Consider the following 26,086-nt stretch of genomic DNA (forward strand, 5'->3'; position numbering starts at 1 on the left):
TGTGTCTGCCTGCTTATAGCATCCATTATTTTCAAACATAATACAGGCTTAATCAGCAGCCACCGGGCAGCTTGATTAAGCCTGACTTTAAATTAAATACTGCATAAATAACGTTGCCATTCCAAAGTAGATCATAATAGAAATAATATCATTAATGGTTGTGATAAATGGGCCGGAAGCGACAGCCGGATCAATGTGCAATCGATGCATGAGAAGCGGAACAAGCGCTCCTGCCAGTGTCGCCACCAGCAGTGTTGAGGCAATCGATAATCCGACCAGGAGACCGAGAACAAGATTATCATGCCAGAAATAAACAATGACAGCAATAATCGGACCGCAAACCAGCCCATTAATCAGGCCAATGCCTGTCTCACGTAAAATAAGGTTCATTTTTCCCTGCTTGCCGTATTCTCCTGTTGTAATACCGCGCACAGCAATGGCCAGGGCCTGAGTTCCTGTATTCCCGCCCATATCAGCAATCAGCGGTATGAAAACAGCAAGCACGGCTACTTTTTCAAGTGCATCCTCAAACTGGCCAATCAGGCTGGCGGTCAGCATTCCTAAAAATAAAAGAATGATAAGCCATGGCAAACGTTTTTTGGCTGATTTCAGTACACCATCCTTTGATCGGTCCATTTCGGATACACCAGCCAGCATCGAATAATCCTCACCGGCTTCTTCATGCATCACATCTAAAATATCATCGACTGTAATAATACCAAGCAAATGATTTTGAAAATCAACGACAGGCAGTGCCAGAAAATCGTAATCACGAATCATCTGCGCCACGTCTTCCTGATCCTCTGCGACTGATACCGCATAGATACTTTCATTCATTAACTGGTCAACCCGGACATCCGCTTCTGCCACAATCAGATCCCGCAGTGATAAAACACCAGCAATGTGCTTATCCTCGTCAACGACGTACAAGTAATAAATAGTCTCCGCTTCAGGCGCCTCAGCCCGGAGATAAGCCATTGTCTCATTCACGGTTTTAGATTCGTCGATGGCAATATATTCGGTGGTCATAATACTGCCAGCCGTTTTTTCTTCATAATGAAGCAGCTCTTTAATCGCCGCAGAACTTTTTTGATCCATGATGGTCAGCAGGCTGACAACAACATCTTTTTCCAGTTCATTTAATATGTCGACCGCATCATCTGTGGCCATTTCCGCTATCACCATAGCAGCAAAGCGCGGGTCCATTTCTCTGACAAGCGGTCGAATATCAGCCAGATCAATGTGCTCTATAAAATCTGCTGTTTCTTCTGGAGATAAATATGTATAAACTTGCAAGCGAACGGTTTTGGGCTGTTCAGTAAAAAAAGAGGCCTGATCATAAGGATGCAAATCGAAAAATGCGGTGCGGAAAGCCTGCATATCGTCATGTTTAACAGACTGCTGCAATTCCTCTGCCAGGATTGTTTCATTGTCGTTATTGTCCATATGAGCACAACCTTTCTCGGTGTTGTATGACACCAGCTGGACGATTATCAACAACGTCAATTGCCACTATGGTGTCTGATTTCTTGTCACAGATTAACACGGGAATTGCAGATCATCCGCCAGTTCAGCGTTAAACGTCATGCGCTCACTTGACACTGGGTGTACAAATGTTAATTGATAACAATGCAGCGCTTGGCGTTTAAAAAAAGAAAGAGCCCCGCCGTATAAATCATCTCCGGCGATCGGATGCCCCATATGTGCAAAATGGACTCTGATTTGATGGGTGCGTCCTGTCACCAACCTGACGAGAACGCATGTATGCTCCGTGGTCTCCTTAACAACCTGGTAATGTGTCAGAGCCTTTTTGCCATCACTTCTGACCGTCCGCTCAATTATTGAGCCATCCTTGCGACCTATGGGCGCACTGATACTGCCCTGTTTTTGCTTCAGATGGCCTTCGATGATGGTATAATAAGTCGGTTCCACAACGCCGTTTCGCTGTGCTTCCGCTAAAAGTGAATGGCTCCAGCTATGTTTTGCCACCAGCATAACGCCAGATGTATTCCGATCAAGTCTGGTCACGATATGGAAAGTGTAAGGCAACCCTTTCTCCGCATAATAGGCCAAAACACCATTTGCCATGGTTCCGCTCGAATGATTGATCGATGGAATGGACGCTCTCCCAGCAGGTTTGTTAAGGACGAGAACCGCATCGTCTTCATATAGAATAGCCAGCGGCATCTTTTCCGGTGTCATCATAGCACCTTTTTTCTCTTCCGGCAAACGGATGCTGAGCACATCACCGTCTTTCAGAATATGTCTTGCTGTTGTTGTGGCATGATTCACCTGGATGGTACCACCATGGATCACTTGTTTTAGCAGCCGTTTGGAAAATCGCTTCTCCCGCTGCAAATAAGTTCGTACCATCAATCCTTCATGCTGTGCGGTGATTATCCAGTTCATGCTGCAGCACCATCCTTAAACATGTCCCTATCAAACATTATCATCTGTAACAAATGAATCACGCACCCTGTCCCAAAAGGGAAATGGCCTGAACCGGGCAAACCGTATTTGTTCTTCCGCAACCCGGAATTGAATGGATTTCACATGGGAATAAGTCTTCGCAAAATGATCCACTGCAATTAAGAATGTCTTTTTACTGCCGATAGGTCTCAGCATACATGTATGATGCTTTGGCAAAATAAGCGGTGAACCAATCGTGCGGAACATCCGATTATTGATGGAAGCCATTTCAGTTAACTGAAATGCTTCGAGTGACGGATGGATAATGCCGCCACCCAGCGCTTTATTGTAAGCTGTGCTCCCAGATGGTGTGGACACACACAGCCCATCGCCTCTAAACGTTTCAAAGTGGGAGCCTTTAATTTCCACATCGAAGACAACTGAACCTTCAGCTGTCTTGATTGTCGATTCATTCAGGGCCAAAAAGCGGTCTTCTTCGCCTCCATCTTCATCCCGTATGACAACTTCAAGCAACGGGTATTCCACCACTTGAAAAGGCGTTTTGGCAATTTCGATAATCAGTTTTTCGACTTCATCCGATGTCCAGTCCGCATAAAAGCCTAAATGACCAGTATGCACCCCTATAAATGAGGTGTAATGGAGACAATCAATATATTGATGAAATGCTTCCAGAAACGTACCATCACCGCCAATTGAAATGACCAGATCAGGACTTGCTTCATCGTAATCCAAATCGAAATCCGTTAGATATTGCTTGATGGTTGCCTGAATTTTATTGGAGCGTTCATCGCCTTTCGATACAATCGCAAATTTCAATAGCTGTCCTCCTCATTTCCGGTAAAACATTCGTTTTGCTTCCTGTACTTCATTCTTAATGATGGACATTTCTTCGTCAAGCTTAAATGCTGCCTCTGCAGCACGTTTTAGTCTGGCTTTAATATCAGATGGGATATTCCCTTTATATTTATAGTTTAAAGAGTGCTCATTTGTTGCCCAGAAATTCATGGCCAGGGTACGGATCTGAATTTCAGCAATAACAATTTTAACACCTTGAATTGTTTCGACAGGATAGTCAATAATCATATGGTACGAGCGATAACCGCTTTCTTTTTTATGTGACACGTAATCCTTTTCCTCACTGATGGTTAAGTCTTCACGTGAGCGAATCATCTCGACTATTGTATAAATATCACCAACAAATGGGCAAACAACACGGACACCCGCAATATCCTGCAGTTCCTCAAGCCGGTCAAGCGGTATTCGTTTAGCTTCAGCTTTTTCTAAAACGCTTGGCACTGGTTTGACACGCCCAGTTATAAATTCAATCGGTGAATGCTTTGCATCAAACTCAAACTGTTTGCGTATGCCTTTTAATTTAATCTTCAGTTCTTCCACTGCCTGTTCATACGGTGCAAGCATTGCGTCCCATTGCATTGTTCACATCACCTGTCCAATCTATCTTCTGTCACTTATCATAACATATTTTCCTGGTCTTATTTTGCATATTGACGTATCATTTCCCATAATGAGTTCAGAAAGGCATATGGTTGCATACGTCTTGAAGCAACGTTTTAAATTTATAATGATGGAGGAATGGCTTGTGCAGGAAATCGAAATTGAGTACAAAAATTTATTAATAAAAGAAGAGTTTGACCGTCTCTTCGGAGGGCTGGCTTTCCCGGAATATCCTGACGTGCAAACAAACCATTACTTTGAAACCCCTGATTTTGCCCTGAAAGACCTGGGATGTGCGCTTCGAATACGCGAAAAAGAACAAGCATTCACATTAACACTAAAGGAGCCCAGCACGGATGGTCTATTGGAAACGCATGATACACTGACGCCGGAAGAGGCCCATAACTGGCTGAACAGAGCAGGCACAGCAGGAAGCAGTGTCATTAAACGGCTCACCGACAAAAATATTTCAATTGAAGATTTGCTTTATTTTGGAAGTATGACAACAAAACGGCGGGAATTCGATGACAGCAGCCTGGTTTTCGTCCTGGATGAAAGCACCTATCACGGTATTACCGACTATGAATTGGAAATTGAAGCAGCTTCCAAAACGGATGGCGAACAGGCGATCAGCAAAACACTGGAAGACTTTGATATAAAAAAACGCGCAACACCTAATAAAATCCAGCGGTTCTTTGCCGCTATGCCAGGCCGCTAAACCGAGCAGGTAATCGGATTTGTTGCCATGCTTATGTGACATTGCTAAAATATAGGTGCGATCAATTAAAGCAAAAATGTGTAAACCATACGAAACAAGCTGTTCAAATGATAACGCAAAATGGGCGTATTAACACGGCGAAAAAATGTTACCGTCCAAAAGCTGATCCGCTCACTTTTTGACTATCCACTAGAGAGGAGAATCGATGTGCGTTGGAATCAGCAGGAGCTGCAAGGCTCATCAAATACAAAAACATCGTCAACATACAGCTATGTCGATTCCTTTCAAAAGCCTGTTGAGGTTTATGTTTTTATCGATCCATTGTGTCCGGAATGCTGGTCACTTGAGCCTTTTCTAAAAAAACTGTCCATGGAATTTGGGCGTTTTTTCACTTTACAGCCCATCGTCAGCGGATTGCTTCATTCACTGAATAAAGACAATTTTGATAAACCGCAGCAATTAAAACGCATATGGGAAAAAACAGCCACGCGAACGGGTATGTGTTGTGACGGTGACTTATGGACGGAAAATAACATCTCGTCTCCATGGCTTGCTTCGATTGCTGTCAAAGCAGCTGAATTACAGGGCAAAAAGGCAGGTAAAACGTTCCTGCGCCGCATGCAAGAAAGTGCATTTTTGGGAAAAGAAAATATATCTGACGCAGATGTTCTTAAACATTGCGCCCAAAAAGCCAAGCTGGATATTGATGAATTCACCGATGACTTGTACTCATCTTCAGCTAAAAGAGCCTTTCAATCGGATTTGAAACTGACCGGCGAGATGAATGTAGACTATGTGCCGTCGATTGTCTTTTTTAATCAAAAGACGGACGATCAGGGGATTAAAGTATCAGGTCTTTATCCATATGATATTTACGTCCAGATTCTTAAACAAATTCTGCAGAAAGATCCAGTCCCCTCAAGCAAGCCGCCGCTTGAAAGTTTTCTTAAATATTACAAGGTGGTCGGCAATCGAGAAATCTCAGTTGTCTATGACTGGTCCGCAAGCAAAACGGATAAGGAGATGAAAAAACTAAAACTGCAGCAGACAGTGGAAAAAATCCCTGTTAAGCACGGAACGTTTTGGAGATATATAGCTGACTAGACTAACGCTCAGAGCCGAAAAAAGCTCATGGGCGTTTTTTAATAGTCTGCACCCTGACTTTCTAATAAAAGTCTATAACAATGCAAAAAAACAGGATGTACGGGGCAGCGCACATCCTGTTTTTCTCCGTCTCTGTATTAAACAAAGGGGGGTAGGAGAAAGTTTCATGATCAAAACAAAGGGGTTTTGTTTGTGATTTATATCACATTTTAATAATAACAGTGGCCTGTTTATTTCGCAATTAGTGTGTTCACTATTTCACAAAAATGTCACACGTCTATTTCACAGCTCTGTCACATACCATTCATTAGGAATCCTTTAACGTTTTACTGATTATCTTTATATAGGAGTGATAGGATGAAAAATCTCCTCCCATTTCTTTTTTTTCTGCTGACAGTGGTCGCCATATTTTTTAACCTTCTCGGACTAATGCAGCTTATCCCGCTCTACATTACACTGCCATTTTTGTTCATCTCGATTTATTTAACAATTTTTTCCTTCACACACCGAAATATTCACACAAAAAAACGGATGCGGTAATGGATCATTGATAACTGGCCGAGTGTTCACGCCGTGCTATCCGCAGAAACCTTAATATCAGCAATAAAAAGCTGCCACTGCGCATTAGTGCAGTAGCAGCTTTTTTCGATTATTTTTTAAGCAGCAGGTTTTCCATTTCATTCAGTTTTTCCTCAAACACATCGAGGGCAGACAGAATTGGTTCTTTCGATGTCATATCAACGCCTGCTTTTTTCAGCACTTCAATCGGATAATCACTGCTTCCTGATTTAAGATAATCCAAGTAGCGGTCTACAGCACCTTCTTCGCCGCTCAGAATCTTATTAGCAAGTGTCGTAGCAGCTGAGTAGCCGGTTGCATACTGATAAACATAGTAATCCATGTAGAAATGCGGTATCCGCGCCCATTCCTTGCCGATTTCCTCATCTGACACCATGTCTTCACCATAATATTTTTTATTCAAATCATAATAAATAGATGTCAGGTTCTCAGCTGTCAAAGCTTCACCGTTTTGCGCATGCTTATGAATTTCATGTTCAAATTCTGCAAACATCGTCTGACGGAAGACTGTCCCGCGGAAGCCCTCCAAAAAGTGGTTCAGCAAATACAGTTTTTCATTATCATCTTCAACCTTATTCAGCAAGTAATCATTCATTAAAGCTTCATTCGTTGTTGAAGCAACCTCAGCCACAAAGATTGAATAATTGCCATAGCGGAATGACTGGTTATGGGTTGTATAATATGTGTGCATGGAATGACCGAGTTCATGGGCCAGTGTAAACACGTCATCCAATTGGTTCTGCCAGTTCAGCAAAATATAAGGATGTGTCCCATACGAACCGGATGAATAAGCACCACTGCGTTTACCCTTATTTTCCTCCACGTCAATCCAGCGGCTATTAAGACCTTCGTTCACGGTATTCACATACTCATCCCCGAGAGGTTTTAGTCCTTCAAGCACATAATCCTGTGCTTCTTCATACGAAAAGCTCATGTCGACATCTTTAACAAGCGGGGTATAAACATCATACATATGCAGCTCATCAAGACCCAGGACCTGTTTACGCAACCGCATGTAACGATGCAGCAGCGGAAGTTTTTCATTAACTGCCTCAATCAGATTATCATAGACTTGTTCTGGTATGTTATCGCTGTCCAATGCTGCCTGACGTGCTGAATCATAGTTCCGCACTTTAGCATTGAAATTATTGGCTTTAACCATACCTGAGAGTGTCGAGGCAAAGGTGTTAATAAATTTACCATATGTGCCATACATCGCATTAAAAGCTGATTTGCGGACATCACGGTCATTCGATTGCATAAATCCTATAAACCGGCCTTGTGTTAAATCAACATCTTCCCCTTTTTCATTTTTTATGGAAGGAAACTCTAAGTCGGCATCATTTAACATGCTGAACGTATTCGGTGCACTCGACATAGGTTCAGATGCTTCCGCTAAAAGAGCTTCCTCTCTTTCGTTCAATACGTGTGGACGCTGCCGGTTAATGTCATTTAAAACGTGTTCATAAAACTGCAGATCCTTATTTTCCTCCAAAAAGCGTTTCAATTTGCTTTCGTCCATCGCTAAAATTTCTGGAACAATAAAACTCATGGAACTAGAAGCAATCGTCAAAAGGTTTTCCGCTTTGGCTTCCATCGCCTGATAGGTTGGATTCGTTGTATCCTCATCACTGCGCATATGTGCATAGGCAAAAAACTGTCCAAGCCGCTCTGAAAGCTTATCCTGCAACTGCAAAACATCGTATAAATTTTGTGCCGATTCAGCGATTTTTCCCTGAAACGCTTCAATTTCCGGAAACGCACGCTGCAGTGCTTTAAGTTCCTCCTCCCAATCAGCATCGGTTGCAAAAATATCTTCCAGATTCCACTTTCGTTCTTCTGGTATATCACTTCTTGCCGGTAATTCTTTCGTTTCATTTGCCATTATTTAGCCTCCTTTACCATTCAGCATAACCATTTTATTCTTGTTTTGAAACAAAAAACCTTCTAACTTAGTATAACGAATTATACGTGATCCATGCCTGTATTCTGCTTCATCATCTGTTCCATCAATACAGATTCACCATGTAAGGCATCTTCAACATGCTTAAAAAATAGGATGGTTTGCCTCTTGACAAATACATTTGGGGTAACTTCCTGAATAAGCTGCATGTGTTCCAACAGCTGCAAGTACTGATAAACTGGGCAGATAGAGGGTTTAACAAGCGGCGTTGACTGTGGATTCCGAATATGCTGACGTAAAAAATGCAAGCAGTCCTGCAGATTGAATGCGTCACCGTTTTCGAGCGGAGCAATAATATCGGTACAAAGACGGCTCTGCCAGTTCCAAGGCGGCGTTGTCATTCTAAATTGACTTGATACAGGGAGATGGATGATAGCAGGCAGTGTTTCTTTATGCAGACGATTAACATACAGCCATTGCTGCCATGCGAATTCACGTCCATAACCCCGTCCGGGAGGCTTTAAACGGAACGAGCGCTTCTCACGTTTCCATATTCGCCAGAGCTGTTCATGCTGAAACCATGCCGGTTGAAATAAATCGGTTACAATCATTTGCGGCAATTTGTTGATAAGCAATCTCCCGGCAGCTTTCTGCAATGTTAAAAAATAAAAATCCTGAAATAAAATAAAGCGAAGTGTATTCGGACAAAAGTAGTATAACGTAAGAGGAAAATCAGAAGAAAACTGATGAATAAACTGAAGCTGAAACTGATCAATTTTAATGTGATTCTGGCCACGCCGGTTGAACCGGTTTGCACCGAGGATCCAAATCGGCTCAATCCCCTGACTGTAATAGCCTTCATTTCGACTGATAATTTGACTCAGTGGAATTCTCGCACATTGATACTCAATAGCAATCGTTTTATTATTCACGTTAAGAAGAATATCCGGACGCTGGTTAATAGCAGGCAAATAGGCTTCAAGACGTACATCCAGGTGCTGATGCACGAGCCACTGATAGAGCAGCAGCTTGCCCTTTTCATGATAAACACCTTCTCCACCTTCATGTGATGGACAGTTGCCCTTAGAATGATGGGCGAAATGCGGCACCATCAGAGAGCCTGCTTTAGCAATAACAGGCTTGTCACACACCGGACAGAAAAATTGGTTCTGCATTTTCAAGCGGCTAATACGTTCACGCTTTAGCGATGCAAGGGTCACAAACTCACCATATTCTGTTTTAGCTTGCAGCATAAAAACACCTCCTCGCATCTAATTCGACAGAGATGGACAAAATCCTGCAAATTTGTAGAAACAAAAAAAAGACACTCTTTTTATTCAGAGCGTCCAGCCATAGCAGGGAAATGGGTACGAATTTGCCCGAAAGTGTTATTGGCAAATATCTGCTTGCCGTATTCCTCAAGCAAGTGAATAGTTATATCCGTATCTATGCCAAATTCAAATATTTGACTGAGCAGATCCTCCTGTCTGTCATCATCCTCTTCCGGGAACACAATAGACAAGTAGTAATCATCCTGATAATGAAACAGGGCATTTTCCAGTTCATCATCACTAACCCGGACATAATGACTTAACTGTATAATATCCTCAAAATCATTGAAACGGACAATCAATGTCAGACTTCCATCTTCGTCAGCGTTTTTATTGTCGGTCTGCTGATTGGAACCAAACTTATAATCCAGTACATTTTCAATTTTTTCATCTACTGAAACGTCGACAGTCTGCCCGTCGTCATCCGGCAGTTCAAGATTTTCACCGTCTTTAGAAATCTGTGCCTTTGTAACGATGATTTCCAATCCCTTATCCATTGCCTGTACTTGAATCCATAACGGCCCGTCAACGTTAAAGTCTTCTTTATAGTTAAGCTCTTCCATCATTTGCCAAAAAAGCTGTTCTCCCCGTTCACGGTTATACCAAATCTCTTCCCGCTGGAATCCCCGATCTTCAATATCCATATACGTAATATAGAACTTAACTGTATTTTCATTAATCCGCTCTATTTCCATCCTGCTTCTCTCCCTTCTAATAAAGAATCATGTATTTCATATTTTGCAGTATAAGGCGGAAGAGTCAAATAGGTATCTTTCGCAGTGATATATTTATGAACACATGGTACGATTCATGGTTCTTTATTATATTATATGATAACAGGATCCTAATTGAAAATTCATTTGCCTATAAATAATGTTTATTCAATATTTTAAATGATTTCATCCTTCATGTCACTAGCGCTGTTCACATTTTTAGTCAGCCAGCAAATCCAATTCATGAAAAAACGCAGACCTGATTTTTGAGGATCTGCGTTTTTAATTTTGCTGTACACATTGCACAAATCAGTTGACCAGTCTCTGGGCCTCACGAAGCTGGAATGTCCGTACTGTTCTGGGAAGGAAGCGGCGGATTTCATCTTCGTTATAGCCAACCTGAAGCCGTTTTTCATCGAGAATAATTGGCCTGCGCAAAAGACCCGGGTTTTGCTGAATCAAATGAAACAAGTCCTTCATTGGCATCTGATCAATGTTAATATCCAGCTTTTGAAATACTTTTGAACGGGTTGATATAATCTCATCAGTTCCATCTTCTGTCATACGCAGAATTTCTTTAATCTCATCCAACGTTAATGGATCCGAAAAGATGTTGCGTTCTGTAAACGGTATATCGTGCTCCTCCAGCCACGCTTTTGCTTTTCTGCATGATGTACAGCTTGGTGAGGTATAAAGTGTTACCATGTAACATCACTCCTCAATTCTAAATATGGATACATCTCATGAACAACTTGTTATCAGATTAAAATAGGTTTAAATAACTTATATGTATATTATACTATACATGTCAATTAAAATGTAGGTTGTTTTATTGAGAAATAGTGACAAAACGTTAATTCATAAAATGCTCATCTAATAGTTAATACCACATTTGACGCTAAACTAAACCCATTTAATTGAAAGAACCTTCGCCAGGCAACAACCTTTCTTCTTAGCAAATTCTGTTTTCAAGTACAACACAGCATTCTCGATTAAGAGATTTTCTGCCTCACCAATAACAGTTTCACTGTTGTTGCCTTCTATGCCTATTATGCAACGATTAGACGGCATTTATTCACTAAATATCCAGCATTTCATTAAATTATCAGCCACTCGATGCACAATACATTAGTTCAATGGTGTATAATCAACATTTTCAGTATACGAGTTGCCGGCGTTCCACAGTAAAAATTCATCGATACCATTTTCGTTTAATGCTTTAATCTGGGCCTCGACCTCAGGTTTACCATAACTGGTTGGTGCACCACTGTACAGCCATGGTGCTTCAAAGTCCTGTATCCAGGGACGCGAAACAGGTTTGTCGTCAATTCTTTCAAGCAGTTTATTTTCAGTCTCCGCATAGCGATTGACTGTTTTGTAAGGTTCTTTATCAGGAAAGTCAATGCCGAAATATGCTGTCCAGTGACTTGGATAAATCATAGACGAAATAACATCAACTTGATTGGATATATCTGAAAAATTCTGTCCTATACCCGGGGCATCGTCGATTGTTGCTGTATATCCAAAAATATCGACGCCTACATCAACATCATAATAATCAAGTTCGTCCTTGGCATATTCCACAAAATCAGTTACGGCATGAACACGGCGTTCGACATTATTCGTGTCGTCATTTTTATAGTCACCCATGCTGTAGTCCAATTCATCATCCCGTTTTTCAAATCCCTCCGGAAAACGAACATAATCAAATTGAATCTCCTGAAACCCTAGTTCAGCCGCCTTTTTGGCCAAATCAACATTATACTTCCAGACATCTTTCTGAAACGGACTGACAAACGCCTCGCCTTTATTATTTGTCCAGATTTCCCCATTTTTCCTGAACGAAAGCTCTGGGTTCTTTTCCGCGAGGACCGAGTCTTTGAAGACAACAAGCCGGGCAATCGGATAAATGCCTTCCTCCTCCAGATATTCCAGCAGCTCTCTCGGTTCACCAATAAAATCAGATGCTGCATCTTTATATGGCGAATCGTCCGGAACACTGATGGTGATGTTCCCATGGTCTTCTTTAATATCAATAACCATCGCATTTAAATCAGACGTGTTCACAAGATTAACCAGTTTATCCAGGCGATCACCGCCCGCAGAATTGCCTGTCACATAGATACCCCGCACAGCATCCGGGTAATCAAAATCCAGACCTGTGTCATATGTAAATCGTTGCATATGCTTATCTAAGTCAATTGGCTCCAAACTGATTTGCCGCTTTATATGCGACGTTTCTTTTAAAGCGTCGTCCTCTTCTTCCGCATTCGCGGCAGATGGTGCAAATGACAGCAAAGCTATGGCCAGAATTATACCAAATGCCGGCATCTTAAGAAGTTTGGCCTTCATATCATCAGTCTCCTATCCCTTTTTAATTTATTATATAGGAAAAAATGCATTTTTAATAGAATAAAAATTTCCTTTTACGACAAAATGATACAATTTTTTATAGCCATGGCCATATTTTCACCTTTATACAGGAATCATTGAAGCTAATTATACTTGTTCCTGTGAAAACTGCCGGAATGCTGAACGATATACTAAATGATCGCGGTTAAATTTAGTCGGACTATCCAGACCAGCTACCGCTGCCAGATCAAAAAGATCCTGACGCAAGACAGTCAAATAGTTAGCCACACGGTATTTCTTCTCGTCGACAACCAATCCCTGCTGCAGATGCTGATCAGTCGTAGCTACCCCTACTGGGCAAGTGTTCGTATGACAGACCTGAGCCATAATGCAGCCAGTGCTGATCATAAAACCTCTCGCGATATTAATCAGATCCGCTCCAAGGCAGAGAGCGATGGCAATCTTATCAGGTGTCATCAGCTTACCAGATGCGATAATTTTTAGGTTATCGCGCAGACCATATCGCTTCAGAGCCTCATCCACAAGCGGAAGCGCCGAGAAAGCAGGCAGACCCACAGATTCCGCAAGTGCATAAAAAGAGGCACCCGTGCCGCCCTCGCTTCCATCAATTGTCACAAAATCCGGTACAATCCCAGAATCAGCCATCTTACTCACCAGGCTGTCAACTTGCTGTTCATCACCGACCACAATTTTAATCCCGATCGGCTTGCCGCTGACATCCCGCAGCTGGTCCAAAAAGAAAAGCAATTCTTCTGGGCTGGAAATGCCGGGGAATCGATTGGGACTATCAATATCCTGCCCCGGCTCAACATGCCGGATTCTCGCAATTTCTTCAGTTACTTTTTCACCATTCACATGGCCGCCTTTTGTTTTAGCACCCTGAGCAAGTTTCAGTTCGAAAGCTTTAACTTGCTCAACCTCACTTTGTTTCCGAAAGGCCTCCCAGGAAAAGTTACCAGCCTTATCACGCACGCCAAATAACCCTGGGCTGATTTGCATGATAAGATCTGTATCACCCTTTAAATGATAAGGTGAAACACTTCCTTCTCCGGTATTCATCCATGAACCGCCGGCAATGCCTAGTCCCTCAGACAAGGCGGTGATAGCATTCTCGCCCAGCGATCCATAACTCATCGCAGACTGGCCGATCAGGCCTTTTAAATAAAAAGGCTGCCTTGCCGTATGGAATCCCAGTATCACATTATCTTCATCAGCCAGATAAGACGGATTAATTTCGGTTTCTTTGCTCTTTTCCTTACGTTTAAACAGATTTTCCTGATCAATCTCATACGTTCGGGTTTTAATTGCGGGTGTCTTGCCGATTCGTAATTCATCATCTAAAGCCGGGAACATACTATTCGTTAAATAGAAACCATCATCCGCAAAATTCCGTTCAGACCCATAGCTCATAATACTGCTGTTATATTTGCCGGCCTTCACGACAAATTCAAACTGATCCCGGTTGAAGGGTTTCCCCTCCTGATCATTCAAAAACAAATATTGACGAAGCTCTGGACCGATTTTTTCCAGAATATAACGTACTCGTCCCAGAACAGGATAATTTTGCAATACAGCATGCTGTTTTTGTTGAGTGTCCCTCCTGTACAGCCTGAATAAAATCACTCCCGGAATCAGTACAATCAGTATCAGAAATACCACAAGAGCGATAATCACCCATTTGGTTACCATTAATGACGCCTCCCCCTGTTTTTTTTAGTTATCAAGCTAATTAACAGTCGTCATAAAATTCGCCGTTTTATAGCCACTCTTTATATTCTAACTGAATCGGCGGTGTCCGTAAACGCGATTCGCATGTCTTTTCTCTAAACTGTTTCATAAAACATTTGATTTTTGATATCAGTATCGTATATAATGATAAAAAATCATAAAAAAGCAATGACAAAGTAGAAGTACAGTTAGCTCACGGTTATTCAAGAGAGTTTGTGGCTGGTGAAAACAAGCACCGGGTTAATTTGGAAATGGGCTTTCGAGCTTTATTTTTAAAGTGACCATATAGTTATTGTATGGTAAACAGGGTGGCACCGCGGTTCATTCGTCCCTTTCAACTGGGATAAATGAATCTTTTTTTATTGGCCAAAAATGAAGGAGTGACAACTATGCAGACAATTTTTTCAGGTATTCAGCCAAGCGGCACATTAACTCTGGGCAATTACCTTGGAGCCATTCAGCATTTCGTCAGGCTGCAGGAAGACAGCAACTGTTATTTTTGCATTGTTGATGAGCATGCCATCACCGTTCCACAAGACCGGTTGAAACTGCGCAGCAATATCCGTTCACTAGCAGCTTTATACTTAGCATCCGGTATCGACCCGGAAAAAGCAACCCTGTTTATCCAGTCCGAAGTGCCGGCCCATACACAATTGGGATGGATGCTTGAGTCCATTAGCTATACCGGCGAACTGGAACGCATGACACAATTCAAAGATAAAGCGTCCGGACAAGAAACGGTCTCATCAGCGCTCTTGACTTATCCATCACTTATGGCGTCAGATATTTTATTATATCAAACAGACATGGTGCCTGTTGGGGAAGACCAGAAACAGCATATGGAACTGACACGCAATCTAGCGGAGCGGTTCAACCGGCAATTTAATGATATCTTCACCATTCCTGAAACCCGCATTCCAAAAGTCGGAGCACGGATTATGTCATTACAGGATCCATCTAAAAAAATGAGCAAATCGGACGAAAACGAAAAAGCGTTCATTTCCATGCTTGATGATACGAAAAAAATTGACAAAAAAATTAAAAGTGCCGTTACTGACTCTGACGGGATTGTAACGTATGATGAAACGAACAAACCTGGTATTTCCAACTTACTGACGATCTTCGCCAGCTGTTCCGGCCGAACAATTGAAGAAATAGAAACACTCTATGCCGGAAAGGGTTATGGTGAGTTCAAACAGGGCACGGCTGACGCCGTCATCAGCGTGCTGCAGCCCATCCAGGATCGTTACCGGGAACTGCTTGACTCTGATGCGCTTGATGATATTTTGGATACAGGTGCCGATAAAGCCTCCCATGCCGCCAATAAAATGCTGAAGAAGGCCAAAAAAGCCATGGGACTCGGACGCGTGAAAAAACAATAAAAAACGTGCGGTTCTGCCCTTTTCGCAGGAGCCGCACGTTTTTTTATTAACAGATCTTTAAGTTGTCCTTTGCCGTTTTGATGTTACAAGCCAGACGTTCATGATTCACTTCAGTTTTGACGTATTTTGCAGCGTCTTCTGCTCGATATCCCACATCTGTTCCAGAAAAGGCTGACCTTTAATCATCTTCTGACACAAATCCTCATGTGCTTGTCGCCAGCCATACTTAACACCATCATACAGTCTGTTCCATACCGCAGTCACATCCATATTCTGTATATAGGGATACTGCTTGGGATCCCATTCAGTCAGCCAGTACCGCAGTTCCTCCAGATTGTCAGCAGTCTTCAGCTGATCCATGGCAATCATCAGAAGCTGCTTCAGCTGGCGTTCACGCCTTGTGAGACCATGAACGAATTCTGGATTCATAGACAATATATGATATTCCTTGGTAACGGAACTTCCGTCAAAGTTAAACGATTCCGGCTGCGTTGTTTTGATCATATCATAAACAAGTTGTTCCTGCCTTGGAATGAGCCGGCTCTTCCGTACAGGAATCTGATAGCCGATTGTATCAAAAGCGATAATGTCGCGGCCATCTGTCACCACAGCTGCAAACTCAAGAGGCTGACGATCCTGATTCTTGCGCATGTAAGCCCGCTTGTAAACTTGGTTCATCATATCGTCCGGCAGACTATGCATGTCATTCTCAATATAATCGAAAAGTTCTTCTGTTATGTACAGCAAGGGTACTTGATCAAGCAGCTCAATACTGTCACTTCTGCGCCATTCATGAAAAAAACATACATTATAGCCATTCTCTTCGCCTTCAAACCAGTTCAGCCAAACATCATGTAAATATAGCATACATCACCCTCACTTTTGAATGAATCATTAAAGAAATGTATTTAAAATACATTTTAACCATCCTGTAAAATTTTATTCGATCCATTCAAAATTAAGGGTTACTGCTGTAGCGCCATAATGTCAGAGCCATCAACAAGAGACCAGCCGGGAAGAAATAGCACTCAGGCCGCCCGGCTAAAAAGATAAGATAATCTCCCCAGGTTACACCAACAGGCAAAAAATTCATATAGGCAATAATCGATACGCCGCCTGAAACAGCCAGACCAAATCCGGTGAGGAAAATAAAAATCAGCAGCATACGCTTGTCCCACCTTAGCTTGTCCAATCTATTTACTATAGTTTATGCGGCAGCAAATGATTCATGATTATAGTTTGTCGTTACGTATTATAAGTGTGCGGACAAAAAAACTGACTGCTTAAGCAGCCAGTTTCATTACTGATATTTTTGAAAGATCAAGGCAGCATTATGTCCGCCGAATCCAAGTGAGTTGCTCAAGACCGTATTAACTGACTGTTCCCGTGCCTCATTTGGCACATAATCCAGATCACAATCCGGATCCGGTGTCTCATAGTTCATGGTTGGCGGAATCACACCTTCATCAATTACTTTAGAGGAAATGACTGATTCCAGGCCTCCAGCAGCTCCCAGCAAATGGCCTGTGACACCTTTTGTTGAGGAGACAGCTAAATGCCGGGCATGCTCGCCGAACACATCTTTAATAGCCTGTGTTTCATATTTATCATTGAGTTCTGTACTTGTCCCATGTGCATTGATGTAATCAACATCTGACAGAGCGATGCCAGCATCCTGAACAGCCTGTTTCATAGCACGAGCAGCGCCTTCCCCATCTTCAGCGGGTGCTGTAATATGATAGGCATCACCAGTTGCAGCATAGCCAACGATCTCGCTGTAAATATGCGCACCACGTTCAAGGGCTGATTCCAATGTTTCCAGCACAAGAATACCAGCCCCTTCACCCATGACAAAACCATCACGATCACTATCAAACGGGCGGCTTGCTTTATTCGGCTGTTCATTTGTCGATAGTGCCTTCATGGCTGAAAACCCGGAGAATGCCAGAGCGGTTATAGGAGCTTCTGTTCCGCCAGCAACCATATAGTCAGCATCACCACGTTCAATCGCTCTGTAGGCATCACCAATCGAATTGGCACCGGATGCACACGCCGTTGTTGTGCAGGAATTAATGCCTTTTGCACCCAACTGAATCGATACTTGTCCTGCAGCCATGTCCGGTATCATCATCGGCACAAAAAAAGGACTGACCCGGCGGGGCCCTTTTTCCAAAAGTTTTGTATGCTGATCCTCAAGCGTTGCCATACCGCCAATTCCGGAGCCAACCCAAACACCAACGCGATCGGCATTCGTTTCATCAATTGTCAACTCCGCATCGTCCACTGCCATGCGGGAGGCTGCGACAGCATATTGTGTGAATAAGTCCATCTTCCTGGCATCTTTTTTCGCTATATAACCAGTCGGATCGAACGCCTTCACTTCAGCTGCTGCCACTGCAGGCAGTTCATCGAGATCAATCCGGGTGATATAGTCAATGCCGCTTGTTCCAGAACTAACATTATTCCACATTGTTGCCACATCGTTACCGTTGGGAGATATCGTTCCCAGACCTGTAACCACAACTCTTTTTTCAACCATTTTCACGCCTCCTATAGATCCCTGAGTAGTCTTAACGGCCCCAGCGCAAGGCAACAGCACCCCACGTCAGACCGCCGCCGAAACCAACGAGAACGATTAAATCATTAGTTATTATATTACCACTTTTAACGGCTTCTGATAAAGCAATAGGAATGGAAGCAGAAGAAGTGTTGCCATACCGCTTAACCGATGTTGCCATCTTATCTTCAGAAATACCCAGGCGCTCGCGGGCTGACTCCATAATACGAATATTTGCCTGATGCGGAATTAAATAATCGACATCATCTTTTTGAAAGCCAGCCTTTTCCACGACGTTAACAGATGATTCGGGCATTTGTCTGACAGCAAATTTAAACACTTCACGTCCATTCATGTGAAGGTAACCTGAATCTTCACCCTGATAAAGATTTTTTGCGCCGGAACCATCGGATCCCAGTTCAAATGAGAGAATCCCTTTCCCTTCTGAAACTGGACCAACCACGGCCGCCCCGGCACCGTCACCAAAAAGAACGCACGTACTCCGGTCCGTCCAGTCTGTAATTTTAGAAAGCTTCTCTGTCCCGACTACTAAAATGTTTTCGTAATCATTTGATTCAATGAACTGTTTAGCTGTTATGACACCATACATAAAGCCGGAGCATGCGGCTGCAAGATCCATAGCTGCAACATTTCCTGCTCCAAGCCTCTCCTGCAGCATGCAGGCTACTGAGGGAAAAGGTGTATCGGGGGTCACTGTTGCAACGAGGATCATATCAAGATCTTCAGCGTTTACATTGGCTTCTTCCAAAGCGTTCTGCGCAGCATAGAAAGCCATATCAGATGTGTCCGTCTCATCGTCTGCAATACGCCGCTCCTCAATCCCAGTTCGTGACCGGATCCATTCATCGCTTGTATCAACGATTTTTTCCATGTCGCTATTTGTATAAACATGTTCCGGTACAAAATGTCCCGTCCCTAACAAGCCAACGCCCATAATTCCCATCTCCTTATTATGAATCGTTAATAGCGATTTTTACAAGTATTCATCGCTTCAAAAACTATAAAAGCAAATAAATTTAAAAGCAATCATTATGACTTGGTCTTAATTTTAAGGTATGCTAAATTAATATGCAAGAATTTGCTAATCCATTCCCTGCTCATTTTCCCGTTCATTCGGCAATATGCCTGTATCCTTATAGGCATCCACCTCTTCCTGCAGTTTTTTCTGAAATGACTCAGGCACATCCGGGCTGAATTGACCAAGCGAAATGACATCGTCTTGGAAATCATACGTCAGCACACCCCCGCGCAAATCACCTTCATTAACATTTTCAGCTGCTCGTTTATATAACGTTTCGATATCCTGAACAGTACTTGTCAGCACATTTTGTTCTGCGATTTCTGATTGATCAGCTATATAACCAATGGTATAAATGCCATCATTGCGCGAACGTTTAATGACTTTCTGACTGTAAGCATTCCCAGCAGGGTAGATAACATCTGTATGATCATTTCTCAGTTCATCGTACATTTGCATTGCCCTATCCTTGTTATTCCAGTCATTCACATAGTTTAAATGGACCTTAACTTCTGGATCCTGATACTTCACACCTGCATAAAATCCTTCTATTTCCGCTTGCCAATCAAAAACACCAATCACGCCAACTTGATTCGTATGACTCATTTTGCCTGCAAGCATTCCAGCAAAAAAACCCATGGCATGTGAGTTGAAGTTCAGGCTGGTCACGCGTTCAGCAAATTTTTCACCATTAAAATAAACAAAATGGATCCCTGGATATGTTTCGGATAAATCCTCAAAATATTTGCCATAACTGCTGCTGTTACCGAATATAAGATTGACACCTTTGTCCGCAAATTCATCAACGGCCTGACGGACTTCGTCTTTCGTTTTTATCTCTTCTTTATAGAACACATCGGTATTATAGGTGTCTTCAATCGCCTGCAGTCCGTCGTAACCTTTTTGATTCCATGGCTGATTATCGATAGACGTTTCCACCAGCATCCCGGCATTTTGCAAGTGACCTGAATCAATAAAGAGACTGCAGCCGGCTAAAAGCAGCACGAAACCAGTCATCAAAATCATCAAAAACTGTTTCACGTTGACGCCCCATTTCTAAACCATCATTAGCTTGTACAGAGATGGCAACACTAATTGTTCTGATAGCATTAATAAAATGACTGATACCGCTGATAGTGGCGTTTAACCTTCTCAGCATTTTCAAGTACAGGTCTATTGTTCCGTACATAGACATAATTTTCAAGTTGTCCACCTTCCAGGTGCGGACCATCAGCAGATCGAACCTCCATAACCGCCGGCAGCTGTGAGGCTTCGATCCACTGCCCCAGGCATTGAACCAGGTCATCAATATAAACTGCTCCCCGTAAATACGCATCTAAATCAAATGGCATGTTCTCTTGCCGGCTGTCAGATTCACTGTTGTTGACAATTGGCATCCACTCACCGAATATGAACGGTAATTTGACGGTGACTGACCGACCGCCCCCTAATCTTAATCTGTGATCTTGTATACGAATAATAACATTATAGTGCTGTTCTGATAACTCAGACATTGTCTGGTAGTGCCGAAACGCATTATGACGTCCAACAAATAACGATAGATGCTCTTTCTTTTCCGTTTCCAAATCATCAACACCATCGATGGAATACCCTTTTTCCAGCAAATGACGTGTAATATGAAAACCTATCCAGTGAAAGCAATTTTCAACTAACAGCATTAACCGGAACACCTCCTTGCTAAAACAGTTACTTAAAATCACCAAAACGGTCCGTTATACCCATACTGCACTGACTGTTTTATAGCCGCGGATTAAATTAAGTCCTTCCATTTTCCGAATCGGTTTGCTAAACTGTAAACAGAGAGTCTACTTAAAAATGAGGTGTCGAGACATGCGTTTTATATGGCCACTAATCTGGACATTTGTGATCAGTTGTGCTGTTTCATATGTATTATCCAGCATGGCAGGTAATGCATTTCAAATTGGAGGTACCCTGGTGATGACCATTGCGATATCAGTCGCTGTCTATGTACTGGGTGAAGGTATGCTGAAAGACGAGAGTCAGTAATACAGACTTTTAAGAGAAGCCCTTGCCCCCTATTGTTTTGGGGACAAGGGCTTTTTGTATGAAACGCTATGTCTCGATCGTTTCATGAATCGTCTAATTTTAGTACCACGGAAGTGCGGTTAAGGATATCAAAGCAGCCAGTGGAAGGACTGCCCGATTGAATCGTCTCCGACGTCCGTAATGTCCGTAACCAGGGCCGTAGCCATACCCATAACCAGAACCATAGCCTGAGCCGTAACCATAGCCATAACCGGATCCATAGCCGTATCCAGGATTACCATAGCCAAAACCACCTATATCTTCCTCACGCTGGTGGCAATTATGGTACTGATGGCCTCCAGGATATGACATCTGTCCATAAGGTGTTTGCCCCGAATATGGCATTTGTCCATAAGGCATTTGGCCTGAATATGGCATTTGCCCATATGGCATCTGTCCATAAGGCGCCTGCCCTGAATATGGCACCTGTTCACCACAGCTGATTGGAACAGCCATATAGACACACTCACCATCCAGCCCTGTAATAATCCCATCAACTTGTGTACCGTCATTCATCTCAGCAAGAACATAGGAATGCATATGCTGTTTACACATGTCATACGTATGTTGATAATGATTCGTCATTTCCATGTTTATCAGCCTCCTTGCTCACCAACCTATTCACTTACCCATGGGTTGGTGACTATATGGCATTAAAAATTGAGGTGGTCATCAAATGGAAACAATTGAAGCGTTTTGGTTATTAGTAAAGTATATTGTACTCGGTTTGCTGCAAGGTTTCACTGAGCCCATTCCTATTTCATCCAGCGGCCATCTCGTTATTGTCAGGGAACTCTTCGGTATCGAAATTCAAGGATTATCATTTGAGATTATGGTCAATTTTGGTTCCCTGCTAGCGATACTGGTCATTTACCGGACAGCTATTTATCATCTAATCACAAACAGCATCCGTTTCATTATGACGCGGGAAAGCCGTTCACGAGATGATTTTCACTTTGTGTCCTGTTTAGTCATTGCAACCATTCCGACTGGAATCATTGGTCTCTTATTTGAAGATTATATTGAAAGCCGCTTGAGTGGTGCTGCCATTGTCGGTATAACGCTTTTGATAACCGGAGCAGCCTTATGGGTCATTCGTAATTTGCGCGGGCATAAACATGACGGCAGCATTACAATGCGCGATGCCATTATAGTTGGACTGGCCCAGTCAGTCGCGCTTGTACCAGGCATCAGCCGCTCAGGCGCCACAATTGTGGCCGCGATGCTTACCGGCATGAAAACAGAGACAGCTTTAAGATTCTCTTTCCTGCTGTATATACCTGTCAGTCTTGGGATAACGCTGCTGTCTGCCAGTGATCTTTTGAACAGCAGCAGTCATATTGATGTTGGGATGATACCACCCATTATGGCACTGGCGGCGTCTATTACAGCTACTTACTATTCCTTGAGATGGTTCATGAATATTATGGCAAAAGGGAATCTGAAATACTTTGCCTCGTATTGCTTTATCGTTGGCATACTGGTCATTCTATTTTTATAACACGCGCTGAATAGAACTCCACATGCTTAATCAAGACTGGGAAAAGACGGTGTTTGCCGACTTATGATACAATACTGTGACGCTATTTTTACAGTATAGGCAGGAAAAGGAGTGAGCATTATGAACACCCGTACCATTAAGGAATTGCTTCAGAGTGTTCCCCTGTTCAAAGATTTGACCGATGACGAACTCACGCCCATTATAAATCTCGCCCGTTACCAGAAGTACCAGCGTGGCTCATACGTTTTCCTGCAGGGCGATTCTTTAACAGATGTCTATTTTATCTATCAGGGCAAAGTTAAAATCTATAAAACCGACGTTCACGGCCGAGAGCAGATTGTCAACATCCTCCAGGGTGGCAACATGTTTCCGCATCAGGGTTTCTTTCGTCAGGATGAATACCCAGCCAACGCCGAGATATCAGAAGACGCGGTATTAATCTATATCCCGATTCAGCCGTTTGAAAATGTTCTGCTGAATCATCCCGAAATTTGCGTCAAACTGCTGCGGGTGCTTGGCAACATTATCGTTGATTTACAGGAGCGTTTGGAAGAAAAATTGCTGCATAATACTTATGAACAAATTATTATGCTGTTGCTGCGCCTGTCACGGAGCTACGGGCAAGCAACAGATAATGGAGGCGTCAGATTCACGACCCTGTTTACCAATCGTGAACTGGCCAGCATGATCGGTTCCAGCCGGGAGACGATTAACCGGACATTAACACAGCTGAAGAACCAAAAATTAGTGACAACCAGTGAATCGGGAGCGCTTGTTCTTGATACCGATGCAATGAAAGAAAAGTTATTCTAGGTGAATCCATCCCCCCTGAATAAACTGCAGCGGCACTTTCTGACTGTCTGTTCCCAATAAACAGCATAAAAAAGGCCGATCCATATTATGAATCAGCCTTCAGAAGAGCTATACTTTTCACTATCTCTAGTTGTCTTATCAATCCGGAATTCCAAGTGCGATTTTGGCATAGCGTGACATTTTTTCTTTGCCCCATGGCGGATCCCAGACGATATTCACTTCAGCTTGTTCGACCTCTGGGATATCGGCAAGCACACGCTGAACATCCTGCTCAATAATGCCTTGGAGCGGGCACCCCATTGTTGTCAGCGTCATCGTAATCGTACAGACACCCTGATCATCCAGAGAAGTGCCATATACCAGACCAAGATTAACAATGTCAACACCAAGCTCTGGGTCGATAACATTCTCAAGAGCACCCATCACATTTTCTTCGAGATCTGCCTCCACAGCTATCCCTCCTTCAATGTTACTATCCTTATTTAAACATATGACACATACATGATTAAATGATTCATGCAGCGCGGTGCACACCATAGGACTGCTGATTTATCAGAAACAGTGTCCTGATAAAATAGCTATAAGTGCTGTTTGAACCAGCGTACTGTTTCCAGTATAGCATAACGGCTGACTTTATGACCACGATTTGCTTCACTGAGAAAACGGATATTCTCGGGATGGCTGTAATAAGACTGAGCATTCTCATAAAATGCATAAGAATGGTTGAATGGCACTACCTCATCATGTTCACCATGCCAGAAGAGTACCGGCCGATCAGCCAGCTTATCGATCTGATTTGACAAATCATATGCCTCCAGCTGTGCGTACAAATCATTGGTCATGTCATCTGTGATGGCAGTTTCGTCCACTTTCTGATAGCCGTCAACAAGCGTTTTGGCATATGTCAGCAATTTTGGCGTTCCCATCAAAATGCCGGCTGTTTTAATCCAGGGATACTGTGTCAATGCTGCCGCGGATGTAATACCGCCCATACTTGTCCCAGCAATGCCGAAACGATTATCAAGCACAAGGTTTTGCTCGTCCAGCTCATTTTTAATTGCCTGCAGCTCTGCAACATTCTGCATAACAATATCCCAGAACGCGAGCTGGATTTTCATGCTGGATATACCTTGGTCCCGTTCACCATGATGCATGCTGTCAGGGAGAATAATCCGGAAGCCTTCTTCAGCCAGCAGATAAGCTAAGGGCAAATTATGTTCTTTAGCACTGGTGAATCCGTGAAAGAAAGTCACTGTAGGCAATGCTTCATATTCTTTTGCGTGATCGACAATGACTAAACTGGGCACATTGGCAATGGTCTCTTGTGTTACTCCTATCATGCTTAAAGTTCCTTCCTGTAATATAAGTGTATCCTAATCATAATATGGGTTTTTTGCAAATTGCAAACGAATGCTTTACATAATGTTTTAACCTCTATAAACTAAGAAGCATACGGGGTGGTGAGAAAAATATGAAAACGAAACAGCACTTAATCGCACTTGACTTGGACGGAACACTTTTAACGGCTGATAAAAAAATCAGTCAGACTAATCTGAACATAATCAGAAAAGCTATTAATAATGGACACATTGTTGTGATTGCTACAGGACGGCCGCACCGTTCCAGCATTGATTATTATCAAACACTGAAGCTGGATACACCGATGGTTAATTTTAATGGTGCCTTAATCCATCATCCTGCAGATGCCAAATGGCATACACTGCATAATCCTATGCCTGTCAGGAGCGCTCAGCATATCATCGAAGCATGTTATAATCTGGGCGTCAGAAATATTGTAGCCGAGGTCATGGACAGTGTCTATATAGATCAATACGATGAACAAATGATGGAGCTTTTCCAGAACTCAGATCAAAATACCTTGTTTACGATTGGCAGCTTGAAAAACAAACTGCAGACGGATCCGACCTCTTTGCTGATTCATCCTCATGCTGATAACGCTGACCAGCTGCGCAGTCATCTTGATCATTACCATGCCGAGCTCATCGAACACCGTAAATGGGGTCTGCCATGGAATATTATCGAGATTGTCAAAAAAGGTTTGAATAAAGCAATCGGGCTGCAAAAAGTCGCTTATTATTATCATATCCCAAAAGAGCGTATAATTGCATTCGGAGATGAGGATAATGATCTGGAAATGATTGATTACGCTGGCGTTGGGGTAGCGATGGGCAATGCCATTGATGAGCTTAAAACAGTGTCCAAATACATAACGGATACAAACGAAATGGACGGCATTGGCCATTTCCTGAATGACTATTTAAACCTCCATTATCATGACGTTAAAACCGACAACCTCTAGAAATTTCCTTTCATACCTGAATTAAAACGGTACAAACTAGGATTGAACGCGAAAAGGCGTTCACTTCGTTTCA

The 26,086-nt window shown here is 42.7% G+C and carries 26 protein-coding genes and 1 other annotated feature; of the genes, 7 read left to right on the plus strand and 19 right to left on the minus strand.

The window, feature by feature from the left end:
• Positions 1-87: 87 nt before the first annotated feature.
• The 4 genes from mgtE to yjbM form a co-directional block, all read right to left on the minus strand.
• A complete protein-coding gene (gene mgtE / locus ACZ444_RS10565) occupies positions 88-1,446 on the minus strand; it encodes a magnesium transporter (RefSeq protein WP_382357712.1) in 1,359 nt (452 codons plus the stop codon).
• A 93-nt stretch (positions 1,447-1,539) separates the two neighbouring features.
• Complete coding sequence (locus ACZ444_RS10570) at positions 1,540-2,409, minus strand: RluA family pseudouridine synthase (RefSeq protein ID WP_382357713.1); 870 nt, start codon at positions 2,407-2,409, stop codon at positions 1,540-1,542.
• A 30-nt stretch (positions 2,410-2,439) separates the two neighbouring features.
• The gene (locus tag ACZ444_RS10575; protein ID WP_382357714.1) at positions 2,440-3,246 is read right to left on the minus strand and encodes an NAD kinase; all 807 of its coding nucleotides are present in this window, start codon (positions 3,244-3,246) and stop codon (positions 2,440-2,442) included.
• Between the two features lie 12 nt (positions 3,247-3,258).
• Complete coding sequence (gene yjbM / locus ACZ444_RS10580) at positions 3,259-3,864, minus strand: GTP diphosphokinase (protein WP_382357715.1); 606 nt, start codon at positions 3,862-3,864, stop codon at positions 3,259-3,261.
• Positions 3,865-3,955: 91 nt separating this feature from the next.
• On the opposite strand from yjbM, the gene ACZ444_RS10585 reads away from it, so the two are divergent.
• Positions 3,956-4,603 (plus strand): CYTH domain-containing protein, encoded by a 648-nt coding sequence (locus tag ACZ444_RS10585; protein WP_464433296.1) that lies wholly within the window; start codon positions 3,956-3,958, stop codon positions 4,601-4,603.
• A gap of 207 nt (positions 4,604-4,810) precedes the next feature.
• A complete protein-coding gene (locus ACZ444_RS10590) occupies positions 4,811-5,707 on the plus strand; it encodes a ClpXP adapter SpxH family protein (RefSeq protein WP_382357717.1) in 897 nt (298 codons plus the stop codon).
• Between the two features lie 649 nt (positions 5,708-6,356).
• Here ACZ444_RS10590 and pepF read toward each other — a convergent pair.
• From pepF to ACZ444_RS10620, 6 genes are all read right to left on the minus strand, one after another.
• Positions 6,357-8,171, minus strand: coding sequence for an oligoendopeptidase F (gene pepF, locus ACZ444_RS10595; RefSeq protein ID WP_382357718.1), 1,815 nt, complete (start codon positions 8,169-8,171; stop codon positions 6,357-6,359).
• 80 nt (positions 8,172-8,251) lie between these two features.
• Complete coding sequence (locus ACZ444_RS10600) at positions 8,252-9,442, minus strand: competence protein CoiA (protein ID WP_382357719.1); 1,191 nt, start codon at positions 9,440-9,442, stop codon at positions 8,252-8,254.
• An 80-nt stretch (positions 9,443-9,522) separates the two neighbouring features.
• The gene (gene mecA, locus ACZ444_RS10605) at positions 9,523-10,215 is read right to left on the minus strand and encodes an adaptor protein MecA (RefSeq protein ID WP_382357720.1); all 693 of its coding nucleotides are present in this window, start codon (positions 10,213-10,215) and stop codon (positions 9,523-9,525) included.
• A gap of 327 nt (positions 10,216-10,542) precedes the next feature.
• Positions 10,543-10,938, minus strand: coding sequence for a transcriptional regulator SpxA (spxA, locus tag ACZ444_RS10610; RefSeq protein ID WP_382357721.1), 396 nt, complete (start codon positions 10,936-10,938; stop codon positions 10,543-10,545).
• A 423-nt stretch (positions 10,939-11,361) separates the two neighbouring features.
• Entirely contained in the window at positions 11,362-12,585 is a 1,224-nt protein-coding gene (locus ACZ444_RS10615) for a putative glycoside hydrolase (RefSeq protein WP_382357722.1), read from the minus strand.
• A gap of 147 nt (positions 12,586-12,732) precedes the next feature.
• Entirely contained in the window at positions 12,733-14,295 is a 1,563-nt protein-coding gene (locus tag ACZ444_RS10620) for an FMN-binding glutamate synthase family protein (protein ID WP_382357723.1), read from the minus strand.
• A 198-nt stretch (positions 14,296-14,493) separates the two neighbouring features.
• Positions 14,494-14,670, plus strand: a binding site (T-box leader).
• A 53-nt stretch (positions 14,671-14,723) separates the two neighbouring features.
• Between ACZ444_RS10620 and trpS the strand changes: the two genes are divergently transcribed.
• Positions 14,724-15,716, plus strand: a complete 993-nt coding sequence (gene trpS, locus ACZ444_RS10625; protein WP_382357724.1) for a tryptophan--tRNA ligase — start codon at positions 14,724-14,726, stop codon at positions 15,714-15,716.
• 105 nt (positions 15,717-15,821) lie between these two features.
• Here trpS and ACZ444_RS10630 read toward each other — a convergent pair whose 3' ends face one another.
• From ACZ444_RS10630 to ACZ444_RS10655, 6 genes are all read right to left on the minus strand, one after another.
• On the minus strand, positions 15,822-16,583 hold the full coding sequence (locus ACZ444_RS10630; protein WP_382357725.1) for a YjbA family protein: 762 nt from the start codon (positions 16,581-16,583) through the stop codon (positions 15,822-15,824).
• 91 nt (positions 16,584-16,674) lie between these two features.
• The gene (locus tag ACZ444_RS10635; protein ID WP_382357726.1) at positions 16,675-16,881 is read right to left on the minus strand and encodes a hypothetical protein; all 207 of its coding nucleotides are present in this window, start codon (positions 16,879-16,881) and stop codon (positions 16,675-16,677) included.
• Positions 16,882-17,016: 135 nt separating this feature from the next.
• Entirely contained in the window at positions 17,017-18,255 is a 1,239-nt protein-coding gene (gene fabF / locus ACZ444_RS10640; RefSeq protein ID WP_382357727.1) for a beta-ketoacyl-ACP synthase II, read from the minus strand.
• 31 nt (positions 18,256-18,286) lie between these two features.
• Positions 18,287-19,228 carry a beta-ketoacyl-ACP synthase III gene (locus ACZ444_RS10645; protein WP_382357728.1) on the minus strand — a complete coding sequence of 314 codons (942 nt, stop codon included), beginning with the start codon at positions 19,226-19,228 and terminating at the stop codon, positions 18,287-18,289.
• Positions 19,229-19,375: 147 nt separating this feature from the next.
• Complete coding sequence (locus tag ACZ444_RS10650) at positions 19,376-20,353, minus strand: BMP family ABC transporter substrate-binding protein (RefSeq protein ID WP_382357729.1); 978 nt, start codon at positions 20,351-20,353, stop codon at positions 19,376-19,378.
• 68 nt (positions 20,354-20,421) lie between these two features.
• Positions 20,422-20,991 carry a hypothetical protein gene (locus ACZ444_RS10655; protein WP_382357730.1) on the minus strand — a complete coding sequence of 190 codons (570 nt, stop codon included), beginning with the start codon at positions 20,989-20,991 and terminating at the stop codon, positions 20,422-20,424.
• A 172-nt stretch (positions 20,992-21,163) separates the two neighbouring features.
• On the opposite strand from ACZ444_RS10655, the gene ACZ444_RS10660 reads away from it, so the two are divergent.
• The gene (locus ACZ444_RS10660) at positions 21,164-21,340 is read left to right on the plus strand and encodes a DUF2929 family protein (protein ID WP_382357731.1); all 177 of its coding nucleotides are present in this window, start codon (positions 21,164-21,166) and stop codon (positions 21,338-21,340) included.
• A 99-nt stretch (positions 21,341-21,439) separates the two neighbouring features.
• On the opposite strand, the gene ACZ444_RS10665 is transcribed toward ACZ444_RS10660, so the two are convergent.
• The gene (locus ACZ444_RS10665; RefSeq protein ID WP_382357732.1) at positions 21,440-21,970 is read right to left on the minus strand and encodes a hypothetical protein; all 531 of its coding nucleotides are present in this window, start codon (positions 21,968-21,970) and stop codon (positions 21,440-21,442) included.
• An 85-nt stretch (positions 21,971-22,055) separates the two neighbouring features.
• On the opposite strand from ACZ444_RS10665, the gene ACZ444_RS10670 reads away from it, so the two are divergent.
• Positions 22,056-22,880: an undecaprenyl-diphosphate phosphatase gene (locus ACZ444_RS10670; RefSeq protein ID WP_382357733.1), complete on the plus strand. Its 825-nt coding sequence runs from the start codon at positions 22,056-22,058 to the stop codon at positions 22,878-22,880.
• 120 nt (positions 22,881-23,000) lie between these two features.
• A complete protein-coding gene (locus ACZ444_RS10675) occupies positions 23,001-23,693 on the plus strand; it encodes a Crp/Fnr family transcriptional regulator (protein WP_382357734.1) in 693 nt (230 codons plus the stop codon).
• A 138-nt stretch (positions 23,694-23,831) separates the two neighbouring features.
• Here ACZ444_RS10675 and ACZ444_RS10680 read toward each other — a convergent pair whose 3' ends face one another.
• Both ACZ444_RS10680 and yjfP read right to left on the minus strand, forming a co-directional pair.
• Complete coding sequence (locus ACZ444_RS10680) at positions 23,832-24,143, minus strand: metal-sulfur cluster assembly factor (RefSeq protein WP_382357735.1); 312 nt, start codon at positions 24,141-24,143, stop codon at positions 23,832-23,834.
• Between the two features lie 128 nt (positions 24,144-24,271).
• Positions 24,272-25,033, minus strand: coding sequence for an esterase (yjfP, locus tag ACZ444_RS10685; protein WP_382357736.1), 762 nt, complete (start codon positions 25,031-25,033; stop codon positions 24,272-24,274).
• Between the two features lie 131 nt (positions 25,034-25,164).
• On the opposite strand from yjfP, the gene ACZ444_RS10690 reads away from it, so the two are divergent.
• A complete protein-coding gene (locus ACZ444_RS10690; RefSeq protein WP_382357737.1) occupies positions 25,165-26,013 on the plus strand; it encodes a Cof-type HAD-IIB family hydrolase in 849 nt (282 codons plus the stop codon).
• Positions 26,014-26,086 lie beyond the last annotated feature (73 nt).

This window comes from Lentibacillus kimchii (genome assembly GCF_055381965.1).

Bases quoted from the DNA above. Each gene is read 5' to 3' on its own strand.
- ACZ444_RS10600 (WP_382357719.1), bottom strand. From the start codon at position 9,442: ATGCTGCAAGCTAAAACAGAATATGGTGAGTTTGTGACCCTTGCATCG.
- ACZ444_RS10665 (WP_382357732.1), bottom strand. From the start codon at position 21,970: ATGGAAATGACGAATCATTATCAACATACGTATGACATGTGTAAACAG.
- mecA (WP_382357720.1), bottom strand. From the start codon at position 10,215: ATGGAAATAGAGCGGATTAATGAAAATACAGTTAAGTTCTATATTACG.
- trpS (WP_382357724.1), top strand. From the start codon at position 14,724: ATGCAGACAATTTTTTCAGGTATTCAGCCAAGCGGCACATTAACTCTG.
- ACZ444_RS10670 (WP_382357733.1), top strand. From the start codon at position 22,056: ATGGAAACAATTGAAGCGTTTTGGTTATTAGTAAAGTATATTGTACTC.
- ACZ444_RS10635 (WP_382357726.1), bottom strand. From the start codon at position 16,881: ATGCTGCTGATTTTTATTTTCCTCACCGGATTTGGTCTGGCTGTTTCA.
- ACZ444_RS10690 (WP_382357737.1), top strand. From the start codon at position 25,165: ATGAAAACGAAACAGCACTTAATCGCACTTGACTTGGACGGAACACTT.
- yjbM (WP_382357715.1), bottom strand. From the start codon at position 3,864: ATGCAATGGGACGCAATGCTTGCACCGTATGAACAGGCAGTGGAAGAA.
- ACZ444_RS10630 (WP_382357725.1), bottom strand. From the start codon at position 16,583: ATGCTATATTTACATGATGTTTGGCTGAACTGGTTTGAAGGCGAAGAG.
- ACZ444_RS10585 (WP_464433296.1), top strand. From the start codon at position 3,956: ATGAGTTCAGAAAGGCATATGGTTGCATACGTCTTGAAGCAACGTTTT.
- ACZ444_RS10645 (WP_382357728.1), bottom strand. From the start codon at position 19,228: ATGGGCGTTGGCTTGTTAGGGACGGGACATTTTGTACCGGAACATGTT.
- mgtE (WP_382357712.1), bottom strand. From the start codon at position 1,446: ATGGACAATAACGACAATGAAACAATCCTGGCAGAGGAATTGCAGCAG.
- ACZ444_RS10620 (WP_382357723.1), bottom strand. From the start codon at position 14,295: ATGGTAACCAAATGGGTGATTATCGCTCTTGTGGTATTTCTGATACTG.
- ACZ444_RS10570 (WP_382357713.1), bottom strand. From the start codon at position 2,409: ATGAACTGGATAATCACCGCACAGCATGAAGGATTGATGGTACGAACT.
- pepF (WP_382357718.1), bottom strand. From the start codon at position 8,171: ATGGCAAATGAAACGAAAGAATTACCGGCAAGAAGTGATATACCAGAA.
- ACZ444_RS10675 (WP_382357734.1), top strand. From the start codon at position 23,001: ATGAACACCCGTACCATTAAGGAATTGCTTCAGAGTGTTCCCCTGTTC.
- fabF (WP_382357727.1), bottom strand. From the start codon at position 18,255: ATGGTTGAAAAAAGAGTTGTGGTTACAGGTCTGGGAACGATATCTCCC.
- yjfP (WP_382357736.1), bottom strand. From the start codon at position 25,033: ATGATAGGAGTAACACAAGAGACCATTGCCAATGTGCCCAGTTTAGTC.
- spxA (WP_382357721.1), bottom strand. From the start codon at position 10,938: ATGGTAACACTTTATACCTCACCAAGCTGTACATCATGCAGAAAAGCA.
- ACZ444_RS10615 (WP_382357722.1), bottom strand. From the start codon at position 12,585: ATGAAGGCCAAACTTCTTAAGATGCCGGCATTTGGTATAATTCTGGCC.
- ACZ444_RS10660 (WP_382357731.1), top strand. From the start codon at position 21,164: ATGCGTTTTATATGGCCACTAATCTGGACATTTGTGATCAGTTGTGCT.
- ACZ444_RS10655 (WP_382357730.1), bottom strand. From the start codon at position 20,991: ATGCTGTTAGTTGAAAATTGCTTTCACTGGATAGGTTTTCATATTACA.